At 69.4% G+C, this 21929-nt stretch carries 18 protein-coding genes; 12 read left to right on the top strand and 6 right to left on the bottom strand.

Features of this window, described 5'->3' with window-relative positions:
• Nucleotides 1–5: 5 nt before the first annotated feature.
• The gene (gene aspS, locus VKV26_12160; GenBank protein HLZ70645.1) at nt 6–1307 is read right to left on the bottom strand and encodes an aspartate--tRNA(Asn) ligase; all 1302 of its coding nucleotides are present in this window, start codon (nt 1305–1307) and stop codon (nt 6–8) included.
• 520 nt (nt 1308–1827) lie between these two features.
• On the opposite strand from aspS, the gene VKV26_12155 reads away from it, so the two are divergent.
• The 6 genes from VKV26_12155 to VKV26_12130 all read left to right on the top strand — a co-directional run bounded on the left by VKV26_12155 (nt 1828) and on the right by VKV26_12130 (nt 6090).
• On the top strand, nt 1828–3804 hold the full coding sequence (locus tag VKV26_12155) for a glutamine synthetase (GenBank protein ID HLZ70644.1): 1977 nt from the start codon (nt 1828–1830) through the stop codon (nt 3802–3804).
• 14 nt (nt 3805–3818) lie between these two features.
• The gene (locus tag VKV26_12150) at nt 3819–4226 is read left to right on the top strand and encodes a VOC family protein (GenBank protein ID HLZ70643.1); all 408 of its coding nucleotides are present in this window, start codon (nt 3819–3821) and stop codon (nt 4224–4226) included.
• Between the two features lie 47 nt (nt 4227–4273).
• Nucleotides 4274–4666 carry a helix-turn-helix domain-containing protein gene (locus VKV26_12145; GenBank protein HLZ70642.1) on the top strand — a complete coding sequence of 131 codons (393 nt, stop codon included), beginning with the start codon at nt 4274–4276 and terminating at the stop codon, nt 4664–4666.
• Between the two features lie 14 nt (nt 4667–4680).
• The gene (locus tag VKV26_12140; protein HLZ70641.1) at nt 4681–5118 is read left to right on the top strand and encodes a type II toxin-antitoxin system VapC family toxin; all 438 of its coding nucleotides are present in this window, start codon (nt 4681–4683) and stop codon (nt 5116–5118) included.
• A gap of 91 nt (nt 5119–5209) precedes the next feature.
• The gene (locus VKV26_12135; protein HLZ70640.1) at nt 5210–5635 is read left to right on the top strand and encodes a helix-turn-helix domain-containing protein; all 426 of its coding nucleotides are present in this window, start codon (nt 5210–5212) and stop codon (nt 5633–5635) included.
• Complete coding sequence (locus VKV26_12130) at nt 5632–6090, top strand: type II toxin-antitoxin system VapC family toxin (protein ID HLZ70639.1); 459 nt, start codon at nt 5632–5634, stop codon at nt 6088–6090. Before VKV26_12135 ends, VKV26_12130 begins: the two co-directional genes overlap by 4 nt.
• A 249-nt stretch (nt 6091–6339) precedes the next feature.
• On the opposite strand, the gene VKV26_12125 is transcribed toward VKV26_12130, so the two are convergent.
• The 3 genes from VKV26_12125 to VKV26_12115 form a co-directional block, all read right to left on the bottom strand.
• The gene (locus VKV26_12125; protein HLZ70638.1) at nt 6340–7173 is read right to left on the bottom strand and encodes a class I SAM-dependent methyltransferase; all 834 of its coding nucleotides are present in this window, start codon (nt 7171–7173) and stop codon (nt 6340–6342) included.
• Between the two features lie 160 nt (nt 7174–7333).
• Nucleotides 7334–11920: a glutamate synthase large subunit gene (gltB, locus tag VKV26_12120; protein ID HLZ70637.1), complete on the bottom strand. Its 4587-nt coding sequence runs from the start codon at nt 11918–11920 to the stop codon at nt 7334–7336.
• Between the two features lie 474 nt (nt 11921–12394).
• Complete coding sequence (locus tag VKV26_12115) at nt 12395–13192, bottom strand: methyltransferase domain-containing protein (protein ID HLZ70636.1); 798 nt, start codon at nt 13190–13192, stop codon at nt 12395–12397.
• Nucleotides 13193–13299: 107 nt separating this feature from the next.
• On the opposite strand from VKV26_12115, the gene VKV26_12110 reads away from it, so the two are divergent.
• Nucleotides 13300–14256 (top strand): LysR family transcriptional regulator, encoded by a 957-nt coding sequence (locus tag VKV26_12110; protein HLZ70635.1) that lies wholly within the window; start codon nt 13300–13302, stop codon nt 14254–14256.
• A gap of 97 nt (nt 14257–14353) precedes the next feature.
• On the opposite strand, the gene VKV26_12105 is transcribed toward VKV26_12110, so the two are convergent.
• Together VKV26_12105 and VKV26_12100 are read right to left on the bottom strand one after the other, a co-directional pair.
• A complete protein-coding gene (locus VKV26_12105; GenBank protein ID HLZ70634.1) occupies nt 14354–15397 on the bottom strand; it encodes a TIGR03617 family F420-dependent LLM class oxidoreductase in 1044 nt (347 codons plus the stop codon).
• 300 nt (nt 15398–15697) lie between these two features.
• A complete protein-coding gene (locus VKV26_12100) occupies nt 15698–16105 on the bottom strand; it encodes a YjbQ family protein (GenBank protein ID HLZ70633.1) in 408 nt (135 codons plus the stop codon).
• Nucleotides 16106–16279: 174 nt separating this feature from the next.
• Between VKV26_12100 and VKV26_12095 the strand changes: the two genes are divergently transcribed.
• From VKV26_12095 to rplI, 5 genes are all read left to right on the top strand, one after another.
• A complete protein-coding gene (locus VKV26_12095) occupies nt 16280–16708 on the top strand; it encodes a Zn-ribbon domain-containing OB-fold protein (GenBank protein HLZ70632.1) in 429 nt (142 codons plus the stop codon).
• A gap of 3 nt (nt 16709–16711) precedes the next feature.
• Nucleotides 16712–17860, top strand: coding sequence for a thiolase (locus VKV26_12090; protein ID HLZ70631.1), 1149 nt, complete (start codon nt 16712–16714; stop codon nt 17858–17860).
• 328 nt (nt 17861–18188) lie between these two features.
• A complete protein-coding gene (locus tag VKV26_12085; GenBank protein ID HLZ70630.1) occupies nt 18189–20351 on the top strand; it encodes a GAF domain-containing sensor histidine kinase in 2163 nt (720 codons plus the stop codon).
• Nucleotides 20352–20415: 64 nt separating this feature from the next.
• Nucleotides 20416–21075: a response regulator transcription factor gene (locus tag VKV26_12080; protein ID HLZ70629.1), complete on the top strand. Its 660-nt coding sequence runs from the start codon at nt 20416–20418 to the stop codon at nt 21073–21075.
• A 184-nt stretch (nt 21076–21259) separates the two neighbouring features.
• Nucleotides 21260–21832 (top strand): 50S ribosomal protein L9, encoded by a 573-nt coding sequence (gene rplI / locus VKV26_12075; GenBank protein ID HLZ70628.1) that lies wholly within the window; start codon nt 21260–21262, stop codon nt 21830–21832.
• Nucleotides 21833–21929 lie beyond the last annotated feature (97 nt).

Genomic DNA, 21929 nt, shown 5'->3' with positions numbered 1-21929 from the left:
AACCGTTACGGCGCCAGGCGGCTGAGGTCGCGCGGAAACAGCGTCGCCTCGCGAATATTGGCGGCGCCGATCAGCCGGCCGACGAAGCGCTCCAGGCCGATGGCAAAGCCGCCGTGCGGCGGCATGCCGTGCTTAAACGCTTCGAGATAGCCGGCGAAGTCCGCCGGATCGAGGCCGTTCCGCGCCAGCGCCGCCAGGTAGTCGGCATACAGATGCAGGCGCTGGCCGCCGGTTACCAGCTCCAGCCCGCGGAAGAGCAGGTCGAAGCTGTTCGAGAAGGCGGGCCGCGCCGGATCCGGATGGGTGTAGAACGGCCGCTTCACCATGGGATAGCCCGCGACGAAGAGGAAATCGGAGCCGTGCTCGCGCCGCGTCCACTCGCCCAGCCAGCGCTCGTGCGCCGGCGCCAGGTCCGGCTCGCCACGCGGATCTTCACCGCTCTCGCGCGCCAGCAGCGCCTGCGCCTCGGCGAAGTGGATCGCGGGAATCGTCTCGGGCACGCTCGGCAGCTCGACGCGCAGCAGGCTGAGTTCGACGGCGCACTCTGCCGCGACGGCGGCCAGCATGCCGCGGAGCACGTCGCCGAGCACGGCCATCACGCTCGTGTGGTCGGCGATGAAGCCCAGCTCGGCGTCGAGCGAGACGTACTCGTTCAGGTGGCGCGGCGTGTCGTGGGGCTCCGCGCGGAACACCGGCCCCACCTCGAACACGCGCTCGAACACGCCCACCATGATCTGCTTGTAGAACTGCGGGCTCTGCGCCAGATATGCCGGCCGGCCGAAGTAGTCGAGGCGGAAGACGTTGGCGCCGCCCTCCGTCGCGGAGCCGACCAGCTTGGGCGTCTGGATCTCGACGAAGCGCCGCGCCCGCAGGGTTTGGCGGAAGCCCTCCATTGCCGCTGCGGCGAGGCGGAAGCGGGCACGGTGCGCCGGGTGGCGCAGGCTCAGCGGCGCGTGGTCGAGGATCGTGGGCAGCAGCGCCTTGATCGCGGGGCGGAAGAGGTCGAATGGCGGCGGTTCGGCGGCGGGCGCGATCGGCTCCACGCTCGGCTCGTGCAGCTCGACGCCGCCCGGCGCCTGCGGCATCGCCACCGCCAGCCCTTCGACCGCGAGCACCGACTCGGCGTGCAGTTCGGCCAGGCGCGCATCGAGCGCCGAGTCGTGGACGACGACCTGGGCGAGTCCGCTCGCATCGCGCAGCACGAGGAATGTCACCTCGCTCAGGCGGCGCAGGCGGTGCAGCCAGCCCTGCAGGCGCACGCGCTCGCCGGCATGGTTCGGCAGTTCGGATGCGAAGATACGTTCCACGGCGACACCTCCAGCGCGGCACGGCGCGCACAACAGCAACGCCCCCTCGTCGTGCGGACGAGGGGGCGCCCGTGGTGCCACCGCACTTCGCCGCGCCGGCCGGAACGCATTCCGGCGCGCTGCCGTGCTCAGACGGCACGACGCGGCCTTGATGCCTGCTAACGGGGGCTGGCCGGCGGGGCTTGGGGGCGAAGGGCGCCCGTTCTTCCCCGCGCTCGGGAGGGTCTTGAGCGGGCAGCGCAGGCCGCATTTGCAGCATCGGCGGCTCTCTGGGCTGCGCTGTGCTCCGCCGCTTCTCTCCGTCGTCGCGTTGGCGATGCAGGCGCGCGACGCGCCCTTGTCCCTCGATCATAGCCGCCGCCTGCCCGCGCGTGAAGCCGGCTGAGAAGGACAAGGCGTGAAGCGCCCACTTTGCCCGCTACCCTTCGCCCTCGCACCGGCGCTCAGCGGTGGGACCATATCCGGCGAAATCGTATGGTGCGTATGTAGGCATGCGGTTCATCCCGCAGGAGGATCCCTGATGCCCGACATTTCTGCCACCTTGCCGCTCGCGCTGGCGGCCGAGCAGCGCAGCGCTGCCGGTCTGCGCCAGTTCGTCGCCGCCCACCCCAACGTGCGTTTCGTTTCGCTGGTCGGCGTCGACCTGGGCGGCAACGAGACCGACGAGCGCATCCCCGTTTCCACCTTCCTGCCCGACGCCGAGACCTTGCTCGCGGGCGGCGTGCAGACCGACGGCTCCAGCGTGGTGCTGCCCGGCATCGCCACGCTGAACGACGGCAAGGTCGATCTGATCGCCGACCCCGCCGCCCGCTGGATCGTGGATTACAACGACGACTACCGCGACGAGGCCACGGGCCTGCCGGTAGGCACGGTCAAGATCCCCGCCTCTTTGGAGCATGCCGGCAAGCGGGTGGATGCCCGTGCCGTGCTGGCGCGGGCCGAGGCCTCGGCAGAGCGCCGGCTGCTGGCGCTGTTCGCGCAGCATCCCGCGGCGGCGCGGGCGCTGGGTTTCGAGCCCGGCGAGGTCGCAGACGTGCTGCTTACCAGCGCCACGGAGCTCGAGTTCTGGGTGCGCACGCCGGGCACGCGCGAGGAGGTCGAGCAGCTCGCCGTCTCGCAGGCGCTGCAGGAGCAGTACTGGAAGCCGACCCGGGGCGCCGTGCGCACGGGGCTCGAGCGGGCGCTGACCCTGCTTGAGGCCTGTGGCCTGCGGCCGGAGATGGGCCACAAGGAGGTCGGCGGCGTCGACGCGCGGCTGGCGGGCTCGCACGGCATCGCCGTGATGGAGCAGATCGAGATCGACTGGCGCTTCGCCACGGCCCTCGAAGCCGCCGACAACGAGCTGCTGGCCCGCAGCCTGATCGCCCGCGCTTTCCGCTCGGTGGGCCTGGAGGTGACGTTCCTGGCCAAGCCGATCGAGGGCGTGGCCGGCAGCGGCGAGCACACGCATATCGGCATCGCCGTGCGCCTGCGCGACGGCTCGGTCAAGAACCTGTTCACCGCCGCCGAGCCGGGGCGCGACTACCTGAGCCCGATCGGCTGGGGCGCGCTGATGGGCCTGCTGCGCCGCTGGGACGTGGTCAGCCCCTTCGTCACCTGCTCCACCGACGCTTTCAACCGGCTGAAGCCCGGCTTCGAAGCGCCGGTCTGCGCGGTCGCGGCCGTCGGCCACACGGTCGAAGAGCCGTCGCGCAACCGCAGCGTGCTCGCCGGCCTGGTGCGCGACCGCGAGAGCCCGCTGGCGACGCGCTTCGAGGTGCGGGCGCCGAACCCGCACACCAACAGCTACCTGGCGATCGCGGCGATGTACCAGGCGATGCTGGACGGCATCTCGTATGCGCTGAAGTCGGGCCGCTCCGCCGGCGAGCTGCAGGCCGAGTTCTCCAAGAAGCCGGGCGAGCCAGGCGCCTACCTGGAGACCGCGCGCGCCTACCGCAGCGAGGCGGACGTCTTCGAGCACTACGACCAGGCCGAGCGCGACCGTCTCTTCGGCAAGCCGCCGGCCACGGTCTTCGAGACGCTGCGCACGCTGGACGCCGATGCCGAGGGCCGCTCGGTGCTGCTGGCCGACGGCGTGTTCGACGAGCGCACGATCAATTCCTACGCCGAAGCGATGCGCACACGCTGGCTGCTGGAGCTGAGCGAGCGCATCCTGGCCGCCAACATGGACGCCGTGCGCGAGTGCCGTCGCATCCACGCCAACGAGCAAAGCGATCTGGTCGACGAGCTGTGGAGCGAGGTCGATGCGCTGCGGCGCCAGTTGGCGCAGGACCGCCGGCTTGAGCCCTCGCTCTTCTCGCGCGTGCGCGCCGCCATCGCCCACCCGGACCATGCGGAGGTGTCCGCGCTGCAGCAGGAGATGAACACGCAGATGGGAGAGCTGCGCCGGCGCTACGTCGCCTATACGCGCAACGTGCTCGATCCACTGCCCGATGCCGCCGCCGTGGACTCGCTGCGCCTCTTCTCCGCCGTGGCGGCCAGCGGCGCCGAGGTCTGAGACGGCAGGCAAGCATGGAGCCGCTGTTCCGCAGGATCGACAGCATCCAGATCGCCGTGCCCGACCTCGAAGCGGGGCTGGCCTTCTACCGCGACAAGCTCGGCCACCAGCTCAACTGGCGCAGCGCGACCGCGGCCGGTCTGCGCCTGCCGGAAGGTAGTGAGGAGCTGGTGTTGCAGTCCGAGCGGCCCGGCCCGGAGATCGACTGGCTGGTCGATTCCGCCGAGGCTGCGGCCGCGCGCTTCGTTGCAGCGGGCGGCAGAATCGTCGCCGGGCCGTTCGCAATCGCCATCGGCCGCTGCGTGGTGGTCGAGGATCCCTGGGGCACACAACTGGTGCTGCTCGATATGACCACCGGCCCGCTGCGCACCGACGCCGCGGGCAGGGTGATCGGCGCCGGGCCGGCCGAAGATGCGTTATGATAGCGTATGAGCATCAATGGTACGGCGCTAACCGCACGAGGGACGCCATGGCCGTCGAACAGGATCTCGATCTGATCACGGTGAAAGAGGCGGCGCAACTGCTCCGAGTCAGCCAGGTAACGATTCACCGCTGGCTGAAGCAGGGCCGGCTGCGGGCGTATCACGTCGGCCCGCGGGCGCTGCGCCTGCGTCGGGAGGATCTTGCGAACCTCGTGCTTCCGGTGACGGCAGCCACCCCGGCTGGAACCACCCGTACCGGAGCTGGCGGGGAGATACCGCGGCCTCGACGCCTGTCGGATGAGGAGGTGCGGCGCGGGCTGGCCGCGCTCGAGCGCTCCCGACAACGCATGGCGCGCATGCGTGCTGAGCGCGGCGCGCCGCTTGGCGAATCCTGGCCGATCATTCGCGCGGCCAGAGAGGATCCCGCGCGACATTGGTAGGAATCGCGCCAATCGTGGTCGATGCCAGCGTCGCCGTAAAGTGGGTGCTCGAAGAAGAGCACAGTCAGCAGGCGATCGCTCTCCTGATCGACAGCCTGCGAGAAGATTGTCCAATCACTGCGCCGCCATCGATGCTTCCCGAGGCAACCAATGCCATCTATCAGCGACTCCGTACAACCGATCCAATCATGGCGATCCCGTTGGCCGAGGCCGCCGGCGCTATCGTGGATCTTCTCGACCAACCGCTCGAAGTACTGGCGCCGTTTGGCATCTATGGGCATGCCCTCGATTTCGCCACGGCCCACCGCCTGCCGAGCGTCTACGACGCGATCTACGTCGTGCTCGCGCAGATGCTCGGCGCCGAGTTGTGGACGGCGGACCAGCGCCTGCTCACCGCACTCAACAGCGCCGCGCCGTGGGTGCGGGACATTGCCAGCTATCCTCTCGCTTGATGGTCACGCGCGACATAGCGCGTGCAGCCGGCTCAATGTATCCTGCATCTGCCACGGTATACCGTGCTATTAATGGAACGGAGCGTGTCACATGAGCCGCATCCGTTTGCGTCTTCCCGAACTCCGCGCCAGCCGGCGCCTGTCGCAGCGCCAGGTCGCCGCCGCCGCCGGGATACGGCCCGACACCGTTTCTTCGCTGGAACGCGGCGCGGTACACGGCATCCAGTTCGAGACACTGGCCCGGCTCTGCGACGCGCTCGGCTGTGAGCCCGGCGACCTGTTCGAGTTGGACCGCAACGGCAGCGCGGGTCGTAACAGCGCGGAGGCTGAGCAGATCGCTGCATTGCGGGCGCAGATCAGGCCGCTGACCGACGAAGAACGCGAGCGGGCGCTGGCGCTGTTAGAAGAGTCGCGCCAATCACTGGAGGAGCAACTGGCCGCGCGAGGCGGCGTGCCGTTCGATGAATCCTGGCCGCTCATTAATGCCGCGCGCGACGAGCGCTCGCGGCTGCTATGAATCGACCACCGGTGGTCATTGATGCCAGCGTTGCGATCAAGCTCGTAGTCATCGAGCAATCTACAAACAACGCACGCGCTTTGGTCGATGATTGCATTCGAGACGGACGCGGGATGTTCGCTCCGCCCCACATGCGCGGCGAGGCCGCCAACGGGATCTACCAGCGTCTCAGAACCGCCGACCAGGCGAAGCGGCTCGATCGTGTGGGAGTGGACAACGCGCTGAGCCAGTTGCTCCGCTACCCGATCGAGACGCTCGATCCGCCAGCCCTCTACGAGCGAGCGCTCGACTTCGCGGCGCTCCACCACCTTGGGGCGATCTACGACGCGCTCTACGTCGTGCTCGCGCAGCTATTCGGCGCCGAGCTGTGGACGGCGGACAAGCGCCTGCTCACGGCGCTCGGCGGCCGAGCGCCGTGGGTCCGGGACATCAGCAGCTATCCGCTCACGCCGTAGCGCTCAACCGCCACGACGTTCCCCTGTTGCACGCCATCGCCACCGAGCACATTCCCGCGATCCTGAATGTTCCGTACGCCGCGGGCAGGCCGAAGACGGGCGACCTCGCCCACGTCCGCGCCTACGATCTGCGCGTCAAAAGGTGTCGCCTACCGGCTGGTGTACACCATCGAAGCAGACGTCGTGGTCTTCGTCAGCAACGGCCCGCACGATACGGCATACGCCCGTGCACGACGGCGCTGGAGCCTGTTACGAACTTGGGTGCTCCAGTGCAAACGACTGATGCTGGGTCCGCACTGGGATCCCCCAGACGATCTGCGCAGCAACTTGGAGGGTTATCGAGCCGTTGGGATAGGACTCGATCAGTGACCGGCGTGCCTCCTGGTCGAAAGCCGCCGCTCGCTCCTTGCCCAGCCGCTCACGGGCGAAGCCAACACGGGAATGATACGACGCAATATAGGCATCAATCGACTGAGCAAAGGGAACCTTCTCGGTGACCCGTTCGCCGACAGCCTGGAAAAAGCCGCGCTGCTGCAATTCCTCGATCATCGGTCGCGCTGGCGCCCGATACGTATCAACGCGGTAGCGCGGGATGATATCGCCAAGCGCCGACCACACGTCCGGGGTGATCCGCTGCTCAATGAAGACGAGGTAACCGCCGCACGCAAGAGCGGCCTGGAGACGCGGGAAGACGACGGGCCACGCCATCCAGTGAAGGCTGGCGCCGGCCGTAATGAGCGCATAGGGCGGATCAAGGGGTGCATCTTCGATAGCTCCACAGAGCCACCGGAGCCGTGGATCGTGCCCTCCAGGAAGCTGCTTCCCCGTCTCAATCATGGCTGACGAGAAATCCACAGCATCGACGTGCTCGACCCGCCGGACGAGGTAGCGTGCTATTTCCCCAGATCCACAGCCGACATCGAGAACCCGATGCGGCACCACCGTGATCAGATTGGTGAGGAGATCGAATACCTCCTCGGGGTACGGCGGTCGATATCGGTAGGCTGCCACAACGTCCGGGTTGTGGAAGACCGCTGCATCTGCGGCTGCAATATTCTCACGATCCACACTCACCTTGCTCACGCTCCATCTCGCGTGACGGACCAAAAGAATCGCCGTGCGACTTACTCACTGCGCTCTGGCCGTTGGACCTATCGGCCTCACCCGTGGCGTGGGATGGGATGCATCGAGATTAAGCGAAACGCCCAGCCGCACTCATCGCTCGTTGGCCGCTTACGGCGGCTCAGTGCACCAGCTCTTTGAGGCTGCGCAGGTGGCGGTGGACGATCGTCATCGGGCCGTCTTCGGTCAACGCCAGGTGCGGCGCGGCCTTCCAGAAGAGCGGCAGGTAGGCGTCCCAGTTGTCGAGGATCTGGCGGGCGCGCTGGCTGCCGGTCAGCTCGTGGTGACGGCGGATCAGCGTCTCCATCATCTCGATGTCCGCCGCACCCGTCACCTGCGCCAGCCCCACCAGCTCCGGGTTGATCTTCTTGGGGAATTCGCGGCTCTCGTCCAGCACGTAAGCGACGCCGTTGGACATGCCCGCGCCGAAGTTGCGCCCCGTCTCGCCCAGGATCACGACCACGCCCTCGGTCATGTACTCGCAGCCATGGTCGCCCACGCCCTCGACCACGGCGAGGGCGCCGCTGTTGCGTACGGCGAAGCGCTCGCCGGCGCGGCCCGCCACGAACAGCTTGCCGCCCGTGGCGCCGTAGAGCACGGTGTTGCCGACGATCGTGTTCTCGTGGCTGGCGAAGCCGGACTCAGCCGGCGGCCGCACCACCACCTCGCCGCCGCCCATGCCCTTGGCCACGTAGTCGTTCGCCTCGCCCGTGAGCACAAGCTGCATGCCCTTGTAGGTGAAGGCGCCGAAGCTCTGGCCGGCGCTGCCGGTGAAGTGCAACTCGATGTTGCCTGCCGGCAGGCCGTCGTCGCCATGACGGTAGGCGATCTCGCCGGCCACGCGGGCGCCGACGGTGCGGTTGCGGTTGGTGATCTCGTAAGAGAGCCGGATGGGTCGCGGCGACGCGATCGCGTCGCCCAGGTCGGCGAGGATCCGGTCGTCCAGCGGCTGGTCACCCGGCTCCGTGTTGCGTTCCTGCTCGTGCCGGTGCGGGCGCCTGCCCTCCGGGTCCACCTGCTTGAGCACGCGCGCGAGGCTGACCAGGTGTACGCGCGGATCTTCGCCGGCGCGCACCTGGCGCAGCAGGTCCGTACGGCCGACGATCTCGTCTACCGAGCGGAAGCCGAGGCCGGCCAGCGTCTCGCGCACGTCCTGCGCCAGGTGCATGAAGAAGTTGACCACCATCTCCGGCGTGCCGATGAACTTGGCGCGCAGGTCCTCGCGCTGCGTGGCCACGCCCACGGGGCAGGTGTTGAGATGGCACTGCCGCGCCATCTTGCAGCCCACGGAGACGGCGGCCGCCGTGCCGAAGCCGAACTCCTCGGCGCCCAGCATCGCCGCCACGATCACGTCACGCGCCGTCTTCATGCCGCCGTCCGCGCGGACCTTCACCCGGCCGCGCAGATCGTTCATCACCAGCACCTGCTGCGTCTCGGAGAGACCCAGCTCGAAGGGGGCGCCGGCGTTCTTGATCGAGGAGAGCGGCGAGGCGCCGGTGCCGCCGTCATGGCCGGAGATGTGGATCGTGTCGGCGTAGCCCTTGGCCACGCCGGCCGCGATCGTACCCACGCCCTCTTCGGCCACCAGCTTCACGGCCACGCGGGCGCGCGGGTTCACCATCTTCAGGTCATAGATCAGTTGCTTCAGGTCTTCGATGCTGTAGATGTCGTGGTGCGGCGGCGGCGAGATCAGCGGCGTGCCCGGCAGCGTGTGGCGCAGCGCCGCGATCGTGGCCGAGACCTTGAACGCGGGCAACTGGCCGCCCTCGCCGGGCTTGCTGCCCTGCGCCATCTTGATCTCGAACTCCTCAGCCGAGGAGAGATAGACGGGCGTAACGCCGAAGCGGGCCGAGGCCACCTGCTTGATCTTGCTGTTGGCGGTATCGCCGTTGGGCAGGATGGCGCGGCGCTCGCTGTTCTCGCCGCCCTCGCCGGTGTTGCTCTTGGCGCCGAGCCGGTTCATGCCGGTCGCAATCGTGCCGTGCGCCTCGGGCGAGAGCGCGCCCAGCGACATCGCCGTGGCGACGAAGCGCTTGACGATCTGCTCGGCCGGCTCGACCTCATCGAGGGGCACCGGGTCGCCGGGCACAAACTGCAGCAGGTCGCGCAGCGTGGCCGGGTGGCGGCTGTTCACCAGCTCGGCGTAGGCCTTGTGCTCGGCGAAGTCGCCGCCCTGCACCGCCTTGTGCAGTTGCCGCCAGACATCGGGGTTGAAGCTGTGGTACTCGCCGTCGCGGCGGTAGCGGTAGTAGGCGCCGGCGTCCAGCGCGGGCGCGGAACCGTTGGCGAAGGCGACGCCGTGCCGCTGCAACGTCTCCTCGGCCAGGTGGCGGATGCCGACGCCGCCGATGCGCGACTCGAGGCCGGCGAAACAGAGGTCGAGCGTGGCCTGGTCGAGGCCGATCGCTTCGAAGATCTGGGCGGCGTGGTAGCCGCTGATCGTGGAGATGCCCATCTTGGAGATGATCTTGAGCAGGCCGGCGTCGATCGCCTTCTCGTAGTTCTCGGCGGCCTTCTCCTCGCTCGTGCCCTTGAGCGTGTCCTTGGCTGAGGCGTTTCCTTCCTCGACCAGCGCCCGCAGCGTGGCGTAGGCCAGGTACGGATTCACCGCGCTGGCGCCAAAGCCGATCAGCAGCGCGATCTGGTGTACGTCGCGCGCCTCGCCGGTTTCGGCGATGATGCTCGCCTTCATGCGCTTGCCGCCGCGGATCAGTTGATGATGCACCGCGCCCACGGCCAGCAGCATCGGGATCGGCGCCTTCGTCGCCGTGATGCCACGGTCGCTCAGCACCAGGATCGTGGCGCCGTCCTCGACCGCGATCTCAGCCTGGGCGCAAAGCCTCTGCAGCGCCGACGCCATGCCCTCGGCGCCGTCCGCGACATCGAACGTGCAGGGGATCGTGATCGCGTGGAAGGCCGGCTCGGCGATGCGACGCAGCGCGTCCATCTCCTCGTCGATCATCAGCGGGCTGGCCAGGTGCATCAGGCGCGCGTGCTGCTCCGTCTCTTCGAGCAGGCTGCGCCGCCGGCCGAGGTAGCTGTCCAGCGACATCACCAGCTCTTCGCGGATGGGGTCGATCGGCGGGTTGGTGACCTGCGCGAACTTCTGCTTGAAGTAGGAGGAGGCGAGGCGCGGGCGCGAGGCGAAGACGGCCAGCGCCGTGTCGTCGCCCATCGAGCCGACCGGCTCCTTGCCCTCGGCCGCCATCGGCTTGAGCACGAACTCCAGCTCTTCGGAGGTGTAGCCGAAGACCGCCTGCGCCCGCTGCAGATCGAGCGGGTCGGCGGGCAGATCGCTGGGCGAGCGCGTCTCCAGCCAGGAGTCGAGGTGCAGCAGTTGCCGCTTCACCCAGGTGCCGTAGGGCTGCTGCGCGGCGATCGCGTCCTTGATCTCGTCGTTGTAGAGCAGCTCGCCCTTCGCCGTGTCGACGCCGATCAGGTGGCCTGGGCCGAGCCGGCCCTTCTCCACCACGTCCGCCGGGTCGAGATCGACCATGCCCGCCTCGGAGCCCATCACGATCATGCCGTCGCGGGTGAGCTGGTAGCGCGCGGGCCGCAGGCCGTTGCGATCGAGCGTGGCGCCGACGAAGACGCCGTCGGTGAAGGCCATGCTGGCCGGGCCGTCCCAGGGTTCGCTCAGGCAGGCGTGGTACTCGTAGAACGCCCGCCGCTCTTTGGGCATGTTGGGCATGTTCTCCCACGCCTCGGGGATCAACATCATGAAGGCGTGGCGGATGTCGCGGCCGGAGAGCACGATCGTCTCCAGCACGTTGTCGAGCGCCGAGGAGTCCGAGCCGCCCGGCTGGATCAGCGGCTCGATCTCGCGCACCGCGTCGCCCCAGATCCCGGACTGCAGCTCGGCCTCACGCGCCCGCGTCCAGTTCGTGTTGCCGGCCAGCGTGTTAATCTCGCCGTTGTGCGCGAGCATGCGGAAGGGCTGCGCCAGGTACCAGTTGGGGAAGGTGTTGGTGCTGTAGCGCTGGTGGAAGACGGCCAGCGCCGTTTCGTAGCTCGGCTCGCGCAGGTCGCGGTAGAAGGTCGGCAACTGGTGCGCGACGAGCAGCCCCTTGTAGACGAGCGTACGGTTCGAGAGCGAGGGCAGATAGAAGCCCTGGATGTTCCCTTCCAGGGCGCGCCGCTCCATCTCCTTGCGCGCCAGGAAGAGCCGCCGCGTGTAGTCGAGCGGCTTGAGCGCAGCCGGCCGGCCGACCAGCACCTGCTCGATCCAGGGCCGCTCGCGCGCCGCCATCTCACCCAGCACCGAGGCGTCGACCGGCACGGTGCGCCAGAGCAAGAGGCGCAGCCCCTGGCGCTGCAAGGCCGCCTCCGCGATCGCCCGCGCCCGCTCACGCGCGGCCGGGTCGCCGTTGGGCAGGAACACCATGCCCACACCGAGGTCGCCGTCGTCTCCCAGGTGCAGCCCTTTGCGCTCCAGCAGCGGGCGGAAGAGCTTGTACGGGATCTGGGTGGTGATGCCGGCGCCGTCGCCGGTGCGGCCGTCGGCGCTGATCGCGCCGCGGTGCGTCAGGTTCGTGACGCACTCGATCGCCGTGGCGAGGATGCGATGGCTCCGCGCCCCCGAGGTGTCGGCCACGAATCCCACGCCGCAGGCATCGTGCTCGTGTTTCGGGTTGTACAACGACCCGCGCAGATCGAGCGCCTGGGCGCCGGGGCCAGCCGGCAGAGCAAAGGGGGAACGTTCAGTCATCGGCCCGCGTCTCTCATAAATGCGAATGCCGCCGATGCCGTCTCGTCTGTGCTGCGAATCGCCCTGCTGCGACGAGCGGCGCCTGCGTGGGGTCCAGCAAATGCCCGGTAGACCGCCGTGGGGATGATCCGCGTACGCCCGAGTTGACTCGTGATCGTACCACGGATCCGAAGCTCGTCAAGACGCCGGGCCCGCGGATTTTGCCGCGGGCATGTGTGAAATTATACACATTCCGCCGCGCCGCACCAGCCCTGGCCGTGATTCGGCCAGATTGCCGCGCGGCGGGCGCCCGGAACGAGCCATCGCGACCGATCCACGGCGGCCACGGACGCCAGGCAAACGGCGGCGGCATGGCCAGCTCGAGGCCACTCAAGGCCAGGGCAACCGGTGTAACGTGAGCCGGCCGAGCGCGGCGAAAGACGACTCGGCCCCGCTCGGGCGCCTCGTGCAGCGTGCCCTCTGGCCGTGCGGCGCTCAGGCGGCGGCTTTGGTCGTGGCCAGGCGCCCGCGCAGCAGGGCCATCGGGATCGTCCAGCCCCACGCGGCGCCAGTACGCAGCGCGAACGCTTCGACCGCGGCGGGCGGGGCGGTGGCGAAGACGGCTTTGATCGCGGCCACGCGCTCGGGCGCGGTGCGGCTGCGCTCCACCCAGGCATCGCCTTCCAGCGGAATCGCGCCTTCCAGCAGCGTCTCGCAGGCGAAGCCGGCCGTGCTGAACAGCCGCGTCCACTCGGAGATGCGGCAGTTGCGCACATGCGAGGGGTCGCGCAGCAGCTCGACCGCGTTGAAGAAGGTGTCGAGGAACGGCGTCTCCGGCGCGGACGTGTCCACCAGCAGAAAGCGCCCGCCCGGACGCAGCACCCGCGCCGCCTCGCGCAGCGCCTGCTGCGGATCGGCGTAGTGATGGGCGCTGTAACGGCTGGTGATGACGTCGAAGCTGGCATCGGCGAAGGGCAGGGCGAGCACGTCAGCGCGGCGGAACTCAACATTCGTCACGCCGCGCTGCACGGCCAGGCCCGCGGCCACCTCCAGCATCTCCGGCGTGACGTCCACGGCGATGACCCGCGCCACGCGCGGCGCCGCGGCCAGCGCCGTGTGCCCGGCGCCGCAGCCGAGGTCGAGCACGGTCTCGCTGGCGGTGAACTCGGCGGCCTCGATCAAGTGCGCCAGGTCCGGCCCGGAGGCGTGCACAGCGCTGACGGCGTAGGCGGCCGCGATCGCGCCGAACTGCTCGCGCACGCCGGCCACATTATGTCCCGAATCCACAGCCATCGCCTCGCCCCGTCTTTCAGCAAAGAATCCATGAGGTCAGTATCGCCCGTGCAATGCCACGCGACTACGATATGGATCGCATCGCTTGCATAGACGAAGGGCATGAGGTGGAGCTGCATCAACTGCGCTACCTGCGCGCCGTGGTACGCGCGGGCAGCGTCACCCGCGCCGCCGAGGCTGAACACGTCGCTCAGCCATCGATCAGCAAGCAGATCCGCGTACTGGAGCGCGAGCTGGGCACACCACTCTTCCACCGCGTGGGCCGGCGCGTGCTGCCCACCGACGCCGGCCTGCTGCTGGCCGAAGCGGCCGAGCGCGTGCTCGACGACCTGGCGGCGACGGCGAGCGCGATCGCCGGCCTGCGTACGAGCCCGGCGGGCAGCCTACGCGTCTGCGCCACCGAAACGGTGACCGACAACATTCTGCCGCCAGCCCTCGCCGCGCTGTGCCAGACCAGCCCGCGGGCGCGGATCAGCGTGGAGATGCTGGGCACGGACGACGCGCTGCGCCGCATCCTGGCCGACGAGGCCGATCTGGCGATCGTCGTGCTGCCGCTTGCCGACTCGCGCCTGGCGATCCGTCCCCTGTTCGACGAGGAGATCGTGCTGGCGCTGCCGCCGGATCACGCCCTCGCCGCGGGCGCGGCCGTTCCGCTGGACACGGCTCTCTCGGAGCCGGGGCTGCTGCTCTCGATGCCGGGGCACGGCCTGCGCGCCCAGCTCGAGCGGGAGGCGCAGGTGCTCGGGCTGGGGCTGGAGAGCGCGATCGAGCTGCGCAGCCAGCACGCGCTGCTGCAACTGGTGGCACGCGGTGCCGGCGTCTGCTTCGCGCCGGTCAGCAGCACGCTCGAGTTCCGCTCGCTGCTCGCCGTGCGGCCGCTGCTGCCCGCGCTGCAGCGCCGCATCGGCTGGGCGGCACGGCGCGGCCGCCACCTCTCACCGCTGGCGCTGGCCTTCATCGAGCAGGTCAAGCAGGCCGCGGGCGGCGCGCTCGGCCCTCACCCCCGGCCCCTCTCCCAATCCTGGGCGAGGGGAGACGGTTGGTTGGGCACTCCGATTGGCTAACGGTTAACCCGGCGCCGATCGAGCCGTGCTCCGCCGGATCGCCCCTTTCCCTCCAGAATTGGGGGAAAGGGGACGGGGGATTGAGGGCCGACCGGCCTCAACGTGCCGCGGCGGGCGCGCCCGCCGCGTGCAGTTCGGCGAGCATCGCCTTCGCCCGCGCCTCTTCCTCCGGCGTGCGCGCCGGCAGCGAGAGCGAGACGCGGGTGCAGATGCCGCCGAAGCGCTGCGTGATGCGCTGCACGATCTGGTCGTAGGTGCCGGCCACGACGAAATGCTCCAGCACGTCGTCCGGCACGGCGCCGGGCATCGCCTGCCATTGGCCCTTGAGCGACATCTCGTGCAGGCGCGGGCCGATGTCGCTCCAGCCGTGCGCCTCGAACACGCCGTGGTAGGAGCGCGTCGAGCCGTAGAACGAGACGCGCGTGCGCGCCGCCTCTCGAGCCTTCTCCACCTCGGCCTGCGTCTCGCCGGTGACGATGAAGCCGCCGCCGGAGACCTCAAGCGTCTTCGGATCGCGGCCGGCGCGCTCGGCGCCGATCTTGAGCTCGGGCAAGATCACGTCCTGGATGTATTTGGCGGTGCAGAAGCCGTGCATGCGCACGCCGTCACACAGCTCGCCGGCCAGCCGCGCCATGTACGGTCCCACGGCCGAGACCACGATCTTCGGCGCGCCCGACGCCAGCGGACCGGGGTTGAACTCCGGCGTCATCAGTGTGTGCGTGTAGTACTTGCCGCGGAAGTCGAGCTTCTCGCCCGTCTGCCAGGTGTGCCAGATCGCGCGCAGGGCGCCGACGTACTCGCGCATGCGCGGCTGCGCCGGGCCGACCCATGGCGTGCTGTAGCGGCGCTCGTTGTGGCCCTTCACCTGCGTGCCCAGGCCGAGGATGAAACGGCCGCTGGAGGCGCGCTGCAGGTCCCAGCTCATCAGCGCCGTGATCATCGGGCTACGCGGGAAGGCGATGGCGACGGAGGTGCCGAGCGAGACGCGCTCCGTCGTCGTGGCCGCCACGGCAAGCGGCAGGAACGGGTCGTTCTTCACTTCCGGCGTGACGACGCCGTCGTAGCCAAGCGCTTCGAGCCGCTGCGCCGCCGCGCCCGCCGCGCGCAGGTCGTTGGAGGGAATGCCGGTTTCGACGAGCATGGTAGTCCTGTCCACGGTTCGTGCGGGAAGGCAGTGCTCCCGCCGAGCGGCATGGTAGGGCGGACGCCACGGCGGGTCAATCCAGAATCGGGATCTGCGCCGGCGAGCTATGCCGGCAATCGCGGTCGCGGCCGGGGGCCTAACCCTGGTTTCGCTTGCGAAACCTGTCCCTTTTCCCGGCGCGGGAAGGGTGGGGACTGAGGACAATAGGTACCTCGCGGACAACCCTTCTCCGGTGGGGAAGGGAGACGCGGCGTACTTCAGATCGCCGCAGGGCGGCGATGTCGAAGCAAAGCGCGGTTAGGCACGCGGCAGCAGCGTGACCTGCACGGTGCGCACGGGGTTGTCGATGTTGGTGTCGACCAGCACCAGCGACTGCCAGCGTCCGAGCTGCAGCCGGCCTCCGCGCACGACGAGCGTGATCGCGGGCGGCAGAAAGGCCGGCAGCAGATGATCGCGGCCGTGACCGGCGGCGCCGTGCGCGTGCTGGTAGCGGGCATCGCGCGGCAGCAGCGCATCGAGCCGGTCAAGCAGGTCGCGCTCGCTGCCGGAGCCGGTCTCGATCAGGGCGAGGCCGGCCGTCGCGTGCGGCACAAAGATGTGCGCCAGGCCGTCGCCGCGGCCTGCCAGCGCCTGCTCAACCCGGCCGGTAATATCGACCACGACGGGCTGGTCGCCGGTGCGCACCTCGAAGCTGGCTGAGTCCATCGCCTTTCTCTCCCGGGATGGCGCTGTCGCTCGCCCATCGTAGCGCCGCGCGTGGGCGGCGCGCTTGCGGCTCAAGCGGCGGGTTGGGTAGATAAAGACGGACGCCAACCGGCGGCGTCGCCCGAGGCCCCTACCGCACATCCGGGTCAGGCCCGGCAGAGGAGGATACCTCAGATGACCACGCGCAGAGCGAGGGCGTTGCCGCAGCCGACGCCCGAAACCCAGCCCTACTGGGACGGCTGCAAGCAGCACGAGCTGCGCCTGCAGTACTGCAACGACTGCAAGGCGTTCTTCTTCTATCCCCGCGCCTTCTGCCCCGAGTGCCTCTCGGACAACTTCGAGTGGAAGACGCTCTCCGGCAAGGGCACGCTGCACACCTACCTGATCAGCCAGCGCCCGGCTCCGGGCTTCGAGGACGAGGCGCCGTACGTGATCGCGGTCGTCAAGCTGGACGAAGGCCCGCACCTGATGTCCAACATCATCAACGTCGAGCCGAAGCCGGAGAGCCTCAAGCCCGACATGCCGCTCGAAGTCGTATTCACCGAGATGAGCGAAACGATCACCCTGCCGCGCTTCCAGCCGGCGCAGAAGCAAGGAGCGTAGGCGATGGCACCCGATCTGCGCAAGCAAGTGGCGATCATCGGCGCGGCCGAGACGGATACGGTCGGCGTCATTCCCGGCGTCTCCGAGATTCAACTGCACGCCAACGCCGCGCGCAACGCGATCCGCGACGCGGGCATCGACAAGAAGCTGATCGACGGCATCGCCAGCGCCGGCCAGTCGCCGGTGGCCGTGGCCGACTACCTCGGCATCGTGCCGCAGTACGTGGACGGCACCTCGGTCGGCGGCTGCTCCTTCATGATCCACGTCTCGCACGCCGTGGCGGCGCTGACGGCGGGCTACTGCAACTTCGTGCTGATCACGCACGGCGAGAGCGGGCGCTCGCGCGTGGGCAAGGGCGGCTTCGGCGGCGGCGCCAGCTCGATTCCCGGCCAGTTCGAGGCGCCCTACGGGACATTCGGCGCGCCATCGCAGTTTCCCGTGCCGATCGTGCGCCACATGCAGAAGTACGGCACCACGGAGGAGCAGCTCGCCGCCGTCGCCGTCTCCACCCGCGCCTGGGCGGCGAAGAACACGCGGGCGATGATGCGCGACCCAATCACAATCGACGACGTGCTCAACTCGCGCCTGATCAGCTGGCCGCTGCACCTGCTCGAATGCTGCCTGGTGACCGACGGCGGCGGGGCGCTGATCCTGACCACGGCCGAGAAGGCACGCGACTTCAAGAAGCCGCCGGTCTACGTGCTGGGAACAGGCGAATCGTGCGAGGACGTGATGGTCAGCACGATGCACGACTTTACCGAGTCGCGATCGTTCAAGACCTCCGGCGACCGCGCCTTCCGCCTGGCCGGCATCGAGCGCAAGGACGTGGACCACCTGCAGCTCTACGACGCGTTCGTGCACACGCCGATGTACGCGCTTGAAGGGCTGGGCTTCGTCAAGCCGGGCGAGAGCGGGCCGTTCTTCGCGGAGATGCGCGGGGCGCCGGGCGGCGAGCTGCCGGTGAACACCAACGGCGGCGGCCTCTCCTACACGCACACCGGCATGTACGGCATGTTCGCCTTGCAGGAATCGGTGCGGCAGTTGCGCGGCGAGGCCGAGGCGCAGTTGCCAAACGTCAAGATCAGCATTGCCCACGGCCCCGGCGGCATGTTCTCCGCCGCCGGCACGGTGATCATGACCAACCAGGGGTAGCGGCGGCAATCCCAGCCCCGCTGCCCTCGCACGGCGCCCGGAACGCTTCTGCGACGCCTGCCCGCGTCGGGCCTGGAGTCGCACGTCTTCGTACAGCGCTCCGAACGCTCCAGGCGACCCTTCCCGACGCGGGAAGGGACGGGTTTCGCCAGCGAAACGAGGGTTAGGCGCCGCGCCCCGGCTGCCGGCGCGTGTTTTCACCGGCGCAAGATCGAGCCACATTCGGGTACGTAGGCGCCAGGTCTGGTATCATACCAAAGCGATTCGGCTCGGAACGTTCCGCGCCGGACGGCGGGTCGTGCGCCGCCCCTCGCGCCTGGATCAATCCATGTCCGCTACGCTGCTGCAATCGGATCCCCCGGCCGAACGGCTGCTGGGCGCGCTGAACAGCGTGATCGAAGCCGCGATCCGCCAGACGGGCGCCGAGGCCGGAGCAGTCTGCCTGATCGACGTCGAGGCCAACGAGCTGCGCTACGTCGCCGGCAGCGGCATCGATCCGTCCTCCACGCTGACGCCCGGCCTGCGCCTGCCGCTGCACGCGACGATGCTTGGCCGCACCCTGCGCATCGCCGAGCCGGCGATCGTCGACGACGTGACGCGGCTGAAATTCTACGACGGCGAGTTTCGCGCCCGCATTCCCGGCATCCGCGCCCTGCTCTGGCTGCCGCTGAAGACGCGCGACCAGGTGATCGGCGTGCTGGTGCTGGGCGATTCGCGCCCCGGCTACTTCCGCGACGAGCCGCTGGCGGGCCTGGCGGGCCTGATCAGCCAGGCGGCGCTGGCGATCGAAAACGCCAGCCTGTACGAAGCGGCCGAGCGCCGCCTGGCGCAGCTCGGCTCGATGTACAAGGTCGCGCAGGCGCTCAGCGCCTCGATCGACATGCAGCCGGTGATCGAGGCGATCGTGCGTGTCGCCACCGAGCACAGCTCATTTCCGATCGCGGCCCTGGCGCTGCTGCAGCCGCGCACGCTGCTGGTCGATTTCGTCGCCTCGGTGAACGTGCCGGAATCCTTTCGCGCGAGCCTGACCGGCTTCCCAATCAACGCGCCGCCATTGCGCGGCAGCGTGCTGCACCTGGTGATGAGCACGAAAGGCCCGGCGATCGTGCAGGATGTGGCCGCGGAGATGGCGCCGGGGCCCGGCCGGCAGGCAATGCTGGCGGCGGGGCTGCTCGCCAGCGTCTGCATCCCGCTGGTGGCGAAGGGCCGCTTTGAGGGGGCGCTGTTCGTCTATGACACGCGCCCGCGGCCCGACGCGGTGAACGAGCTGCCCCTGCTCTCGGCGCTGGCGGACCAGGCCGCCGTCGCGATCGCCAACGCGCGGCTCTACGAGGAGATGGACGAAAGCCTGCGGCAAACCCGCGCCCTGCAGCGGCTGACCTCCGCCGTCGCCGGCAGCCTCGATCTGCGCGAGACGCTCGAACACGCGCTCAACGCCGCGGCCCAACTCTTCGGCGCCGATCGCGCCGCCATCTACATGCAGGACAAGGCGGGGGGCGAGATGAGCCCGGTCGCCTCCCACGGGCTCTCCGCCGAGTATTTGCAGGCGGTGCGCAAGCGCTACGAGACGGCGCCCCAGGAGCCGCCGGAGCTGCCGTCTGACTACCGCTACATCGCGGACGCCACCACCGACCCGCGCATGGGACCGCTGCGGGAGGTTGCCACGCGTGAGGGCTTCCGCTCGATGCTGTTCGTGATGCTGCGCTACCGCGGCGAGCAGCGCGGCGTCTTCGTGCTCTACCACGATGAGGTGCGCACGTACTCGGAAACCGAGATCGGCCTGGCGCGGACGTTCGGGGAGCAGGCCGCGATCGCGATCGAGCACGCGCGCCTGTTTGAAGAGAGCCGCCGCCTGGCCGTCGTGGACGAGCGCAACCGCCTGGCGCGGGAGCTGCACGACTCGGTCACGCAGTCGCTGTTCAGCATCTCGCTGATCACGAAGGCGCTGATGGAGATGCTGGACCGCGACCCCGCCCGCGCCCGCGAGCGCGTCGAGCGGCTCTCGGAGCTGGCCGGCGGCGCCCTGGCCGAGATGCGCTCGCTGATCTTCGAGCTGCGGCCCGCGGCGCTGGAGCAGGAAGGGCTGGTCTCCGCGATCAGCAAATATGCCGCCGCGTTCGAGAGCCGCGAAGGCGTGAAGACCACGGTCACGGCCACGCAGGAGCGGCGCCTGCCGCTGGAACAGGAAGAGGCGCTCTTCCGCATCGCGCAGGAGGCGCTGAACAACGTCGCCAAGCACGCCGGCGCCGGCGCCGTCGCCATCGGCCTGCACTTCGACGAGGGCCGCGCCACGCTCTCGGTGCGCGACGACGGCGTGGGCTTCAACCCCGCGGCGCAGCCGGCGGGCCGCCGCGGCTTCGGCATGACCAGCATGCGCGAGCGGGCCACCCTCGCCGGCGCCACGCTCGACGTGCACAGCGCGCCGGGCGCCGGCACCGAGGTGCGCGTGGCGCTCCCCTGCCGCGCGGCGGCGTCAGAACGGCAGGACTGAACGAAACGGTGGCCGGCCTTGCCCATCTGCCTGTATCCTGTTTGCAAGGCGGGAGGGTTGGCGCATGGCGGACGAAGGCGCGATCCGGGTCGTGATCGTGGATGACCATGCCGTGGTGCGCGAAGGGCTGCGCACCTACCTGGAGCTGAGCGACGAGATCGAGGTGGTGGGCGAGGCGCGCAACGGCCGCGAAGCCGTCGATCGGGCGCGCCAGCTCAAGCCAGACGTGATGCTGATGGACCTGCTGATGCCGGAGATGGACGGCATCGCGGCCACGCGCGGCGTCAAAGAGGTTAGCCCCGAGACCAACGTGATCGTGCTGACCAGCTTCACCGACGACGAGCACATCATGCCCGCCCTGCGCGCCGGCGCCACGGGCTACCTGCTCAAGGACGTCTCGGCGACCGACCTCGTGCGCGCGATCGAGGGCGCGAACAAGGGCCAGGCGCAGTTGCATCCCGAAGTGGCGCGCAAGCTGATGGAGCAGGTTTCGCAGCCCGCCGCGCGCCAGGAACCGCCCGGCGCCGCACTCACGCCGCGCGAGCTCGAAGTCTTGCGCCTGATCGCCAGCGGCATGAGCAACAAGGAGATCGCCCGCGAGCTGGTGCTGAACGAGCGCACGGTGAAGGGCCACGTCAGCAACATCCTCAGCAAGCTGGGCCTCGCCGACCGCACGCAGGCCGCGCTCTACGCCGTGCGCGAGCGTATCGTGCCGATGCGCTAGCACGCCGGTGGTCCACGCCTCCCGCCGCTGGTCGCATCCGCTTGAGCCGCGCTGAGCGCGGCTTATACACTGTGCGGGTGTCCGAAGGCGGCAACGCGCATGCTGTGCCCGCCCCCGGCCCGGCCAAAGGTCGCGCCGGGCGGCGCAAAGCCGCGAACACGGCGCAGTGGAGACGAGTTCCGCGATGAAGGTTGTGTTCCTCGAATCGATTCCCAATGGGCCGCGTGTGGGCGACGTGAAGGACGTGAAGAACGGCTACGCCCGCAACTTCCTGCTGCCGCGCGGCGTGGCGCTGCCGGCGTCGAACGCCGCGATCGAGCGCGCCCAGGCCGCCATGCGCCGCGAAGAGCGCCGCCAGGTGGCGCTCGACACCGACGCCTCGAAGCTGCGGGAGCGCATCGGCGACCAGCCGTTCGTGCTGCGCGCCCGCGTGGGCGAAACCGGCCGCCTCTATGGCTCGGTCACGGCCGCCGACATCGCCGAGGCGATCGATGCCCGCGCCGGCACCGAGATCGACCGCCGCACGATCGAGCTGGGCGAGCCGATCCGCCAGGTGGGCGACTACACGATTCACATCCGCCTCACGCGCAACGTCGGCGCCGACGTGCAGGTGCACGTCCGCGGTGAGAACGACGAAGGGCCGGCCCACTACCAGCAGGCGCCGGCCGTGCCGGCTGCCGCGGCGCCGCCGGCCGAATCCCCGGCCGATGCACCCCAGCTTGACGAAACCAACGAGCTGGATGAGGAAGAAGCGTAGCTCGATCGGCCAGCGGCGCGAAAATGAGCGGGAGATCCTTGCGGGGGTCTTCCGCTCTTGTTATACCATTACAACCGGAGGGCCGGCGCGGGCGCCG

It is taken from the genome of Dehalococcoidia bacterium (genome assembly GCA_035310145.1).
Classification (GTDB): Bacteria; Chloroflexota; Dehalococcoidia; order CAUJGQ01; family CAUJGQ01; genus CALFMN01.
Note: the sequence above shows the minus strand (reverse complement) of the source record. Positions and strands in the feature narration are given on the sequence as shown.